We start from the raw sequence: 12,081 nt of genomic DNA, 5'->3' as shown, positions 1-12,081 counted from the left end.
GTCCCCGCGCCCCGGGGCGCGGGCGCGCGCCGCCCCCCTACGCCCCCCACCCCCCCTTTGCCCCGGGGGGGCGCCGGGCGGAGCAAGAACTGCCCCGCCGGGCGCACGGTCCGGGAGGCGTCCCCCTAGTCGCGTACGGGTACGCGCTCTGCCTCCCGCGGGGTGGACTTGGTGACCACGACCGACCGCTTGGGGCGGCGGGTGCTGCTCAGCCCGGTGAGCGTGATCACCAGCCCGGCGACGGCGATTCCCGTGACCACGATCAGACCGGGCCGGTAGCTGTCGAGGACGGCCTGCGGCGAGGAGCCCTCGGGGGCGTTCGCGGTCACCACCGCGGTGACGACGGCCAGGAAGATCGCGCCTCCCACCTGCACCGAGGTGTTGAGCAGCCCCGAGACCATGCCCTGCTCGTGGTCGTCCACGCCGTTCGTGGCCTGGATGTTGAGCGAGGGGAAGACCAGGGCGCAGGCCGCGCCGATCAGCAGCATGCTCGGCAGGATCACCACCGCGTACACCGGGTCGAGGTCGACGCGCAGGAACAGCGCGTACCCGGCGACCATCAGCGCGAAGCCCACCGCGATCAGCCGCTGGGTGCCGTAACGGTCGACGATGGAGCCCACCTTCGTCGAGGACAGCGCCACCAGCGCGCCCGCGGGCAGGAACGCCAGCGCCGTGTGCAGCGCCGACCAGCCGAGCAGTGACTGCATGTACAGCGTGACCAGGAACTGGAAGCCGACGTAACTGCCGAAGAAGGCCATCGCGCCGAGCTGGGCCCGGATCTGGTGGCCGGAGCGCAGCACCCCGAGCCGGATCAGCGGGCCCGCCGAACGCCGCTCGACGAACACGAAGACCGTGAGCAGCACGGCGGCGGCGAGGAAGGACAGCAGGGTGCGGGCCGAGGCCCAGCCGGTCTCCGGTGCCTGGACGACGGTGAAGACGAGCAGGAGCATCGACGCCGTGCCCAGGACGGCCCCCGGGATGTCGTAGCCGTTGTGGTCCTTCTCGCGTTCGCTGCGCGGCAGCAGCTTCAGGCCCGCGATCAGGGCGACGATCGCGATCGGCGCGGGCAGCAGCATGGTCAGGCGCCAACTGGCCTCCGTGAGCAGGCCGGAGAGGACCAGGCCCATGGAGAAGCCGGTGGCGGCGCAGGTGGTGTAGATCGACAGGGCGCGGTTGCGCAGCGGGCCCTCGGGGAACGTCGTGGTGATGATCGACAGGCCCGCGGGCGCCGTGAACGCGGCGCTCAGGCCCTTGATGAAGCGGCTGGCGATGAGCAGCGGACCCGAGTCGACGAGCCCGCCGTGCAGGGACGCGAGCGCGAAGATGCCCAGGGCGACCAGGAAGACCTGGCGGCGGCCCAGCAGGTCGGCGGTGCGTCCGCCGAGGAGGAGCAGTCCGCCGTAGCCCAGGATGTAGCCGCTGACGACCCACTGGAGGGTCGAGGTGGTCAGGTCGAGTTCGGAGCCGATGGACGGCAGGGCGACGCCGACCATCGACACGTCCAGCGCGTCCAGGAACATCGCGGCGCAGAGCACCAGCAGGGTCCCCCACAGCCGGGGAGTCCAACGAACCGCCGGGGACGGGGCCGTGGAGGTGTTGAGCGGAGAGGTCATGACGGAGACCGTACATGCGTATGCATGAAATGCAAATGCATTTAATTCACGTGCAATGAATCCCGGGCTTTGCTACGGTGCGGCCATGGCGGCGGCGAAGAAGTCCGAGCAGGTGCTCGTGGACCGTTGGCGCGACCTCCTCGCGGTGCACGCGCGCACCCTGTGCGAGCTCGACCGGGCGCTGCACCGGCACGGCCTCGGGGCGAGCGACTTCGAGGTGCTGGACCTCCTGGCCTCCGCCACCTCCGGGGGCGACGGCGCCTCCTTCCGCGTCCAGGGGATAGCCGAACGCGTCCACCTCAGCCAGAGCGCCCTGTCGCGGCTCGTCGCCCGCCTGGAGAGGGACGGCCTCGTCACGCGCGGAATGTGCGCGGAGGACCGGCGGGGCGTACGGGTCTGCCTCACGGACAAGGGGCGCGAACTGCACGGGCGCGTCCTGCCCGTTCAGCGCGAGGTGCTCGCGCGGATGCTCGCAGGGGGCGGGGCGGGCTGAGGGTACGGTGCGTGTGGAGGGCCCGGTGCTTTGGGGAGGGTGACAGCGGCCCCTATCTCCACGTCACGGCGGAGTTCTCCCGCCACAGCGCCGCCACCGACTCGTCGCCCGTGACGCCGGGCAGCGGCAGCCTGTTCCACAGCGAGAGGTAGAGCCGCGCGGCCGGACCGGTCACCTCGCAGTCCGCCTCCGCCGTTTCGCCCCGCTCGCTCAGCGGTGGCCCGGACGACAGTCGTACGGTCCACACGGTGCCCGTGTCCGACGCCCGCACCCTCAGCACCCGCGGCCGGTCCGTGCGCACCCGGCTCTTCTCCCGTGCGTGGAAGGCGAGCAGCAACTCGTCGATGCCGTCGACCGCGAACTCCGGGGCGATTGCGAAGTCCGGGGCGTTCGCGCCGACCGCCTCGGCCGTCCCGTCGCGCGCCGACTCCGCGTCCAGCCGGTGCACCGTCGTCTCGTGTGCCTGCCGCCGCGCCCAGAAGGCCAGTGGCGAGGGCGCGGGCAGGAAGCTCCAGCACGCCACGTCAGGGGGCGCCGTGGTGAGGGTGTCGACGAGCCACCCGTGGCCCTCCCGGAACCAGGCCAGGAGTTCGGCGCCGTCCAGGTCCGGCTCGCCCCCGTCCGGGTGGTACGACGTGTGGCCCTCGGCGATGAACGCCCCCGCCCACCGGTGCACCATCCCCGTGTGCCGCAACAGGTCCCGCACCCGCCAGCCAGGGCACGTCGGTACCCGCGCCCCGGTCCCCGCGCTCTCGGCGGCCGTGACCAGCAGCCGGCCCTCCCTGTCCAGGGCCTCGATGTGCTCGGCGATGTCCATGAGGTGAGTGTGCAGGATGGAGTGCGGTCGAAGCAGTACCGGGCGTCGACCGCGGCCCGCGCATCTCACGTCAGGCGCACCTCACATCCGGCGCCCGAACAGGCCCCCTATGACGGCGGCCACCCCCGCCAGGACCGCCACGCTGGTGAGGGCGGCCGACAGGGAGAACCAGTCCGCCATGAACCCGATCGCGGGTGGTCCGAGGAGCATGCCGCCATAGCCGAGGGTGGAGGCGGTCGCCACGCCGCTGGGGCCGGCCAGCGTCCCGGCGCGTTCGACGGCGACCGGGAAGATGTTGGCGAGCCCGAGTCCCGTGACGGCGAAGCCGACCAGCGCCGCCCACAGGGAGGGCGCGAGCGATCCGAGCAGCATGCCGGCCATGGCGGTCGTACCGCCGACCACGACGGTACGTGTCCGGCCCAGGCGTTCGAGCAGCGTCGTCCCGGTCAGCCGCCCGATCGTCATGGCGAGCGCGAAGCACGAGTACCCGACCGCGGCCATGCCCGGCGAGGCGTTCAGCTCCTGCTTCAGGTGCAGCGCACCCCAATCGGCCAGAGCTCCCTCGCCGTACGCCGTACAGAGCGCGATCAGACCGAAGACCACCACGAGGCCGCGGGTCCGGGGGTCCGCCCGCCGCGAAGAGCGTTCCTCGGGCCGTGCCCGGTCAACCGGCTCCGGAGGCGCGTGCCGTAGCAGGGTGCGTCCCGCGACGGCGGTCACCAGCAGGCCGATCACGGCGAGACCGAACAGATGCCGGGTGGGGGAGAGGGACCCCGCGACCAGCCCGCCGAGCCCCGCCCCCACCATGCCGCCGAGACTGAACGCGGCGTGGAAAGTGGGCATGACGGGCCGCCGCAGCGCGGCCACCAGGTCGACGGCGGCGCTGTTGAAGGCGACGTTGATCCCGCCGTACGCGCTGCCGAAGACCAGCAGGACGGCGCCGAGTGCCAGTGCCGAGTGGGTGAGCGGTGGCAGGGTGATGCTGAGCGAGAGCAGGACGCCGCAGATCACGGTCATGCGATGGCTGCCGAAGCGGCGGCAGAGCCGTCCGGTGAGCATCATGGTGACGACCGCGCCGGCGGAGACGCCGAGGAGGGCGAGACCGAGGGCGCTGGCCGACGCGCCCGTCTGCTGCTTGATGGCGGGGATGCGCACGACCCAGCCCGCGAAGACGAAACCGTCGAGGGCGAAGAAGGCGGTGAGGGCACCACGAAGCCGCGTCAGGTCGTTGCCCGGCGCGGCGTCGCGAGTGCGGGCTTTGTTTATTAACGGCACAAAATCAGGCTAGGCGCGGGCCAATGCCCGGGGCAAGGGAGCGTCGGCGTCAGGCAGCTCTCTTCGGGGTGGCCGTTCTGTGGACTCACCGTTCTCAGCGGTCACCCGTTCCCCGGGGTCAGTGCCAGCCGAAGCGGCGGTCCACCACCGCCGCGAACTCCTCGAGTGTCAGTGCCGAGTCGCCGTTCTGGTCGGCGGCGTCGAACAGCGCGGAAGAGGCATCGACGTCCTCCACGCCCCAGTACGGCAGGTCTCCCGATGCGGCCAGGGACGGGCCCTTCGTCCGCAGGGCGATGATCACTTCGTCGCGGGTCAGGATCCCGTTCCTGTCGAGGTCGAGTGCGTCGAACAGCTTTCGGGCCTTGTCACTCATCACGTCGTCCCCGTCCTGTCGGCGGGTGGGCAGCCCCTCCCACTCACGGGCGAAACGCCTCGCGTCCCGCCCGGGTTCCCCGTACCTTCCAGTCTCCTCCGGTGCCTTCCGCGCGGCCCGTTCGGCATGCCGTGATCGCCGTACGGGCGTGCGGTCGACGACCCCGTCGGGTTCGGGTTACTCGGTGGCGGCGGACGCCGTGCGGGTCGGCTTGCCCAGCACCCAGAAGAGCACGCCGAGGAGCATGAACCCGGCGAGCGGGACGGCCTCCGTCAGCAGGTACTTCCAGCGCTCGTCGTGACCCCAGCCGTCCGGCGCGTAGTCGGAGCCGAACCAGTGGTCGCCGAGTCCGGGTGCGACGAGCTGCACGCTGGCGAACAGGACGAGCACGGTGAGCACCACACTGATGGTGCGAGGGAAGGGCGCCTTGTAGGGGCGGGGGACGTCCGGGGCCTTGCGGCGCAGTACCGCGAGAGCCGGGAAGATGCCCAGGTAGCTGACGAGAGTCGTGGAGACGGCGAGCCCGAGGACGGCGCCGAAGAGCTTGGCGGCACTGCCGTTGGTGAGCTGGTGGGCCAGGACCAGGACGACGGTGGAGACCAGCCCGCTGAGGATGTTGACCCGGACCGGGGTGCCGAACCGGCTGGAGATGACACCGAGGAAACGCGGCGCGGCGCCGTCGTAGCCGGAGACGGCGAGCGCGCGGTCGGAGCCCATGACCCAGGTGACGCCGGAGGACAGCACCGTGAGGATGAACAGGATCGCGGCGAAATCCCCGAGCAGGCTGCCGGCGCCGCTGAGGGTGGCGGTGCCGTCGCCGGCCACGTGGCCGCCGTACACGGTGAAGACCTGCCGGATCGCGTCGATGAACCCGCCGAGGCCCGTGACGGCCTTGACCGGCAGGACGACCAGGATGCCGAGGATCGGCAGCGCGTACAGCACGACGGAGAGGCCGGCACTGCGGAAGACGGCGAAGGGCACGTCCTTCTGCGCGTCCGTCATCTCGTCGCCGGCGGTGTTGGGCAGCTCGAAACCGACGTAGTTGAACATCAGGACGGGCACCAGGCCGACGAATCCCGCGTACGTCGGGGAGAAGTCGCCGAGCCCGAATCCGTGCAGGCCGTGCTGGACGCCGTACACCACGACCGTGACGGTGAACAGGCCGAGGAGGAGGAACCGGCTCCAGGCGCCGACGGTGGGAATCCACTTGCCGACGTCGAAGGAGAGGATCGCGGCGAGCACGCCCACCCAGACGAAGGCGAGGGTGAAGGCGTAGAAGGCCGGGGTGCTCAGGTCCTTCCCGTCGTTGAAGAAGGTGGTGTAGGCCGCGGCGGCGGAAACGGAGAGCGTGCCGCCGAGCCACACCGGATTGGTGATCCAGTACAGGAAGTTGTTGACGGCGCCGGCCAGCCGCCCGAAGGCCCGGCTGGTCCAGATGTAGGGGCCGCCCTCGTCGGGGAACGCGGCCCCGAGTTCGGCGATCAGCAGCGCGGAGGGCACGAAGAACACGGCGGCCAGCACGATGAGCCAGGTGAAGGCCTCGGCACCGGACGAGGCCACGGTGCCGATGGTGTCCACCCCGACGATGGTGCACAGGAGGAAGAAGAGGATGTCGAAACGGCCGAAGTGCTTGCGCAGCTTCTGCCGCTCCACCAGTGCTGCTGCCGGCATGTCGGCCGGCTCGGAGGTTATCTGGCCAGCGGCCACCGGGAGCTCCCTGCGTGCGCGTGGTAGGGGTGAGATCCGGCCAATGATCTGCCGCCGCCGTGAACCTCCACAAGCACTCATGTACAAGTTTTGACCATCACTTCTCCATATGGATGCCACATGGATGCCGCGGAAACCGCGCCGAAACGCGGGCGCGACAGCGGCGCCCGTGGCCGAAAAGAACGGGACGGAGCGGCGCGCTCCGGAGTCCGCGGGCCCCGGCACACGCCGAGTCGTGCCCACGGTTCGTCATGGCGGGTACGGGCGCCGTTCACATCCGTCGCTCACACTCGCCGCTCATGAGAAGAATCGCCCTGTCCGCGGTGGCCCTCGCCGCGCTCACGCTCCCCGTGGCGGCGCCCGCGAACGCCCTGCCCGGGAGGCACGGCCACTACGCCACCAAGACCCCCTACGAGCCGCTGCAGGACGCCCGTACGTACCAGCGTCCCCCGCGCGGCTTCGTCCCGGTCTTCACCGAGACGGTCTCCCGGCACGGCACCCGCGCGTCGAGCGACAGCGACGACGGCGACCTGATCCTCGCCCTGTGGGACAAGGCCGCCTCCGACGGCCGACTGACCCCGCTCGGCAAGGACTTCGGGCCGGACGTGCGCTCGCTGGAGGCCGCGATGGCCAAGGTCGGCTACGGGCAGCTGACCGCGAGGGGCAAGCAGGACATGCGGAACATGGCCGCCCGGCTGGAGCGGCGGCTGCCGGAGCTGTTCCGGCGGATCGCGCGGAACGGCGAGAAGATCGATGTCGTCAGCTCCGGCAAGGACCGGGCGGTGGACAGCGGCACCATCTTCGCCACCGCCCTCGGCGACGACGACCCGGCCGTCAGGCCCTTCATCGGCACGGCCAGGACCGACCCCGACCTGCTGTACTTCCACAAGTCGGCCGGTGGCGCCGCCTACCGTGACTACATCGCCCACGACCAGCGGCTCGCCACCACACTGGCCGCGATCAACGACCAGCCGGCCACCCACCGGGCCGCCCGCCGGATCCTGCTGCGGCTGTTCACGCCGGACTTCGTCGCCGCGCTCGACACAGCCGACCAGGTCGCGGCCGCCGAGGCCGTCTACAACCTGTACGCGGCGGCCCCGGCGCTCTCCGAGGAGGGCACCTGGCACATGGACCGCTACATCGCGCCGCGCGACGCGAAGTGGTTCTCGTACCTGAGTGACGCCGAGGACTTCTACGAGAAGGGCCCGGGTTTCCAGGACAGCGACATCACCTACGCCATGGCCCGGGTGCTGCTGGACGACTTCTTCGCCAAGCTCGAGGCCGCCCGGTCCGGCACCGGCGACCTCGGCGCCGAACTGCGCTTCACCCACGCCGAGGAGATCATCCCGCTCGCCGTGCTGCTCGGTCTGCCCGGCAGCACGCAGCCGGTCACCGAGGCGCGGCCGTACACGTACGCCGACAACGCGTGGCGGGGAGCGTCGGTGGCGCCGATGGCCGCGAACATCCAGTGGGACCTGTTCCGCAAGGGCGACCGCTACCTGGTGCGGATGCTCTACAACGAGAAGGAGACCGCCTTCCGCGCCGGCTGCCGTCCGGTGACGAAGGGCAGCTCCTTCTACGACGTGGACGAGCTGGAGCGCTGCTACGGGCGGACGGTCACGACGACACCCTGAGCCGACCTGCCGGCCGGCGTGGCGCTCAGCTCCGGGCCGCGTTCTTCTCCATGGCCTCGAGGTAGTTGAAGATGAAGTGGTCCCTGATGCCGTCGCTTCCCGGGGCGAGGGGATCGGCCGTCATCCCCTTGGCCCGGTCGGTCAGCCCGCCCAGCAGGGGCATGGAGTCGCGCAGCTTGCCGGTGGAGTCGATGTACCGCAGCAGTTGGGTGTGGGTGTAGGCGGGCTCGGGCGGCATGTGCGGCACGATGTCGTTGTTGTTCACGAAGCGGTGGGTGCGCTTGACGAACGCCTTGTCGCAGGCGGCGGCCAGCTCCCGGTCGCACGCGCGCGGCTGACCGAAGGTGATGATGCCGTCGGCCAGCAGGTTCGGCTCCTCGAAGTGCAGCCACGCGCCGGCCAGCATCGCGAGGGCACCTCCGAGGCTGTGCCCGGTGATCCAGACCGTCTGGCCGTTCGTCCGAGACGCCTCCAGCGCCTTCTTGACCTGCGGGTAGACGGAGTTCAGGGCCTCTCCGAAGCCGTAGTGGACGAACCCCTTCCGCCCCGGGCCGGGCCACGGGGGCGTGGTGATGTCCGAGAGCCAGTCCTTGATGTTCGTCGGCTCGGTCCCCCGGAACGCGAGGACGATCATGTGGTCGCTCGACATCGTGTACGCCTGCGTGTCCTGGAGCGGGAAGGGCGGCGTGAACGTGGTGTGGTGGTGCTGGACCCGGTCGAAGCCCCAGCTCCTGGCCTGGGCCTCGATGGTGGCCTCGTCCTTGTAGGCGAGCTCGGAAGCCCGGCACATCCAGTAGGCGTGCCGCGGGTCGTAGGTCTTCGTCCGGTGATCGATTGCGGGGACGGACATCGCGCTCTCCCGGTGTGGGCGGTTCAGGGACAGGGCCGCGCAACGGGGCCTTGATCGTCATAGCCGCGAACCGCCCGCATGAGGTGTGATCGGCGCAGAGATCACCCGGGCGCTCCGGCGGACGGGTGACCGTCAGGCGCGGTCCTCCGCCCCGGCCGCGGAGCGGTAGCCGGCGGTGGCGATGCCGACGAAGGAGCGGACGAGCGGGTCGGTGTCGGCGCTGTTCCAGGCGACCACGAGGCGACTGGGCGCCATGTCGGCCAGGGGGACGCGGACGACCCCCTCGGGCAGGGAGTCGGCCAGGGGCGCCAGACCGATCGTGCCGTTCCACAGAACGGCCTGCAGGCACTCGTGAACGGTGCGCACCACGGGGCCCTCCCGCAGGTCACCGCCGGGCGGGACCGGGTTCCAGTAGGCACGCCAGACCGGGTCGGCCCCGTCGGGCAGCCGGAACCAGCGGCGAGCGGCGAGATCGCGCAGGCGCACGGTGTCCCGGCCGGCGAGCGGGTCGTCGGTGCGCAGGACCACGCCGACCGGGTCGGATCGCAGCACGCGGCTGCTGATCCCGGTGTCGTCGAACGGGGCCCGGGTGAGCGCGACATCGACGAGTCCGGCCCGCAGTCCGGTGGTCGGGTCGGTCAGGTCGGCTTCGCGGACGTGGACATGGACGTTCGGGTGGCGCTCGCGGAACGCGGCGACGAGCGGGGTGCCGGCCTGTTCGGCGAGGGTGCCGAGGGTGAGCGTCGCGGTGCCGGCTGTGGCGGCGACCCTGACGCGGGCCTGTTCGGCCTGCCGCAGCAGCGCACGGGCCTCGTCGTAGAGCGCGCTTCCGGCGGCGGTGAGCGTGACCCCTGCCGAGGAACGGTGCAGCAGGACGGCACCGACATCGGTCTCCAGCCGCTTGATGGCCCGGCTCAGGGGGGGCTGGGTCATGTGCAGCCGTACGGCGGCGCGGCCGAAGTGCCGTTCCTCGGCGACGGCCACGAAGTAGCGCAACGAGCGGAGGTCCATCGACCAGCAACGATACCCGCGCGGTATCGACTCCGCCGAAAGGGTGTTGGACGCCCCGGGTGCCCCCGCACTGGACTGGAGCGGACCTGACCGTCCGCCCCCGAAACCAGTCCAAGGAGCCGCTGACATGACCGACGTCACGATGCCCGAGCCCGTCGTCCGGATCACGGACGTGCGGGAGCTCGCCGCCGACCTGGTGGTCATCCCGAACCGAGGCGTGCAACTGGTGCCCAACATCGGCATCATCGGCGGCACGCACTCCGTACTCGTCGTCGAGACCGGCTTGGGCTCGCGCAACGCCGAGACGGTGCTCGCGTTCGCGTCCGAGTACGCCAAGGGCCGCAAGCTCTACCTGACCACGACACACTTCCACCCCGAACACGCCTTCGGCGCGCAGGCCTTCACGGGCGAGGCGACGTACCTCGTGAACGGCGCCCAGGCCCAGGATCTCGCCGTGAAGGGCCCTGGCTGTCTCCGGATGTTCCGCGGCCTGGGCGAAACGGTCGCCCGCCAGTTGGAGGGGGTCGAACTGGTCGCCCCCGACCTGGTCTACGACCACGCCCACGACCTCGACCTGGGCGGCCGTGTGGTCCGACTGCGCGCCACAGGACGGGCGCACAGCAAGGGCGACCAGGTGGTCACCGTCCCCGATGCCGGGGTGATGTTCACCGGGGACCTGGTCGAGTCCGGGCAGTTCGCGATCTTCCCGTGGTTCCCGCCGCACGACACCGACGTGTCCGGCATCCGCTGGATCGAGGTGATGAAGCGTCTGGCGGCACGGAACCCCCGGGTCGTCGTCCCCGGCCATGGCGATGTCGGCGGCGCGCGGCTGCTGGCCGACGTCCGCGACTACCTGGAGCTGCTGCGCGACGAGACATGGCGGCGCCGGGACTCGGCCACGAGCGAGGAGACGATCGTCGAGGAGTTGAGGGCCCTCATGATCGCGCGCCATCCGGAATGGGCCGGTCAGGAGTGGATCGACCGCGGTGTCGGCTGCCTGTGTGCCGAACACGGCGCATGACAGGACGTCAGTCACCGTCCGTGCCGGGCGGAACGGGCCGCTGAGCGTGCTACTGGCTTTGTGCGATGTTCTTGACGAACACGATCCCGTCGTGGCCGGCCACGTGGGCCGGGTCCAGCGGGGAGTAGCCGAACCAGGGGGACACGCGAGGGGCGGGCCGCGAGTCGCCGAGGGCGGTGGCCAACCGGGGGGCGTCGACGACGTAGCGGTCCTCCGGGAGCGCGTACAGGAGCCCTTCGACGGTGTCCGGCGGCGGGGTGTCCACTCCCTGGTGGCGGATCGTGCCGAGGGCCGTGGCCAGGAAGGCGTACCGGTCGCCCAGATGGGCGCTCACCAGCGCGCCGGCGCTCCACCACTCCAGCGGCAGGCCGCCCATCCGCATCGTGCTCTTGTGCCGTTGGAGATGGCCGTTGTGGGCGTGGACGAGCGCCGGGCCGCCTTCGGCGACGGCGAGCAGGTTGTCGGCCATCATCCGGTCCCGCTCGCCCACCAGCCGCGTCATGCGGATCGGTGAGGTCTCGGCCATCCAGAAGTGGTAGCGCAGCAGGCCGGTGGCGGTGCGCCCGTACAGGCGTGCCCGGTCCCAACCGTCCCGCGAGGCCCCCGTGATCAGGTCCGGCGTCCGCGCGTCGAGCAGCGCCACCAGATCGTCGGCCAACAGCCTCAGCTCCCTGGCCTCGGCCGACTGCCCCACGGACCGGGACGGGTCCATCATCGCGGCGGGGTCGGTCCACCGGTCGTCGGCGCCGAGCAGACGGTCGAGCGTTTCCATGGTGCAGGGGAGGAGTCCGGCGTCCACCCGGGCCGTGAGGTAGTCATGCAGGGCGGTGAGGGCGTGCCGGGGGCCGGCGGCGCCGGTGATCTCCAGCGGGCCGTCGAAACCGGCGAAGCGGAGCTGCTCGGACGCCGGCCGGCTGTCGTTGTGGGCGCGCATCCAGCGCACGAGCTCGCGATTGGCCGGTGACGCGCCCCATCCGTGGCTGAATCCCCGCTCCATGACCTCGTCGAGGGTGCCCGTGCCCAAGGTGACGTGATCGTCCACGAGCAGGCCCATCAGGCAGTCGCTCTCGATCGCGATCGTCCGGTAGCCCTCCTGCTCGACGAGCTGCCGGAAGAGCTCGTTGCGCAGGTCCAGCAGCGTGTCCTCGCCGTGGGTGGGCTCGCCCAGGGCGAGCAGCCTCGGCGGGCCCGGGAACAGCCTCATGACGGCGGCGGCCTCGACGGCGTGGGCGGCGTCCTTGATGTCAGTAGCCATGCCTTGAACGGTATCGCTGAACTCCCGGTTGA

11 protein-coding genes are annotated in these 12,081 nt (G+C 71.1%); 3 read left to right on the top strand and 8 right to left on the bottom strand.

The features are described 5' to 3' along the window. Positions 1 to 125: 125 nt before the first annotated feature. On the bottom strand, positions 126 to 1,613 hold the full coding sequence (locus tag AB0959_RS47995; RefSeq protein WP_366833272.1) for an MFS transporter: 1,488 nt from the start codon (positions 1,611 to 1,613) through the stop codon (positions 126 to 128). Between the two features lie 85 nt (positions 1,614 to 1,698). Between AB0959_RS47995 and AB0959_RS47990 the strand changes: the two genes are divergently transcribed. Continuing rightward, entirely contained in the window at positions 1,699 to 2,106 is a 408-nt protein-coding gene (locus AB0959_RS47990; RefSeq protein WP_366833271.1) for a MarR family transcriptional regulator, read from the top strand. A 52-nt stretch (positions 2,107 to 2,158) separates the two neighbouring features. Here the strand turns inward: AB0959_RS47990 and AB0959_RS47985 are convergent, their stop codons facing one another. The 4 genes from AB0959_RS47985 to AB0959_RS47970 form a co-directional block, all read right to left on the bottom strand. Then, positions 2,159 to 2,923, bottom strand: a complete 765-nt coding sequence (locus AB0959_RS47985) for a maleylpyruvate isomerase family mycothiol-dependent enzyme (RefSeq protein WP_366833270.1) — start codon at positions 2,921 to 2,923, stop codon at positions 2,159 to 2,161. A gap of 81 nt (positions 2,924 to 3,004) precedes the next feature. After that, a complete protein-coding gene (locus AB0959_RS47980; protein WP_366833269.1) occupies positions 3,005 to 4,198 on the bottom strand; it encodes an MFS transporter in 1,194 nt (397 codons plus the stop codon). Between the two features lie 118 nt (positions 4,199 to 4,316). Then, on the bottom strand, positions 4,317 to 4,571 hold the full coding sequence (locus AB0959_RS47975) for an EF-hand domain-containing protein (RefSeq protein ID WP_366833268.1): 255 nt from the start codon (positions 4,569 to 4,571) through the stop codon (positions 4,317 to 4,319). A gap of 177 nt (positions 4,572 to 4,748) precedes the next feature. Next, positions 4,749 to 6,242, bottom strand: coding sequence for an APC family permease (locus AB0959_RS47970; RefSeq protein ID WP_366833267.1), 1,494 nt, complete (start codon positions 6,240 to 6,242; stop codon positions 4,749 to 4,751). Between the two features lie 335 nt (positions 6,243 to 6,577). Here AB0959_RS47970 and AB0959_RS47965 point away from each other — a divergent pair, with 335 nt between their 5' ends. Next, positions 6,578 to 7,912 carry a histidine-type phosphatase gene (locus tag AB0959_RS47965; protein WP_366833266.1) on the top strand — a complete coding sequence of 445 codons (1,335 nt, stop codon included), beginning with the start codon at positions 6,578 to 6,580 and terminating at the stop codon, positions 7,910 to 7,912. 25 nt (positions 7,913 to 7,937) lie between these two features. On the opposite strand, the gene AB0959_RS47960 is transcribed toward AB0959_RS47965, so the two are convergent. Beyond that, positions 7,938 to 8,762: a lipase family protein gene (locus tag AB0959_RS47960; RefSeq protein WP_366833265.1), complete on the bottom strand. Its 825-nt coding sequence runs from the start codon at positions 8,760 to 8,762 to the stop codon at positions 7,938 to 7,940. A 132-nt stretch (positions 8,763 to 8,894) separates the two neighbouring features. Continuing rightward, positions 8,895 to 9,773 carry a LysR substrate-binding domain-containing protein gene (locus AB0959_RS47955; RefSeq protein ID WP_366833264.1) on the bottom strand — a complete coding sequence of 293 codons (879 nt, stop codon included), beginning with the start codon at positions 9,771 to 9,773 and terminating at the stop codon, positions 8,895 to 8,897. Between the two features lie 127 nt (positions 9,774 to 9,900). Between AB0959_RS47955 and AB0959_RS47950 the strand changes: the two genes are divergently transcribed. Continuing rightward, on the top strand, positions 9,901 to 10,794 hold the full coding sequence (locus AB0959_RS47950) for an MBL fold metallo-hydrolase (RefSeq protein WP_366833263.1): 894 nt from the start codon (positions 9,901 to 9,903) through the stop codon (positions 10,792 to 10,794). Between the two features lie 49 nt (positions 10,795 to 10,843). On the opposite strand, the gene AB0959_RS47945 is transcribed toward AB0959_RS47950, so the two are convergent. Then, positions 10,844 to 12,049, bottom strand: coding sequence for an erythromycin esterase family protein (locus AB0959_RS47945; protein WP_366833262.1), 1,206 nt, complete (start codon positions 12,047 to 12,049; stop codon positions 10,844 to 10,846). Between the last annotated feature and the right edge of the window lie 32 nt (positions 12,050 to 12,081).

The sequence above is a fragment of the Streptomyces sp. NPDC046862 genome (genome assembly GCF_040704615.1).
Lineage (GTDB): Bacteria > Actinomycetota > Actinomycetes > Streptomycetales > Streptomycetaceae > Streptomyces.
Note: the sequence above shows the minus strand (reverse complement) of the source record. Positions and strands in the feature narration are given on the sequence as shown.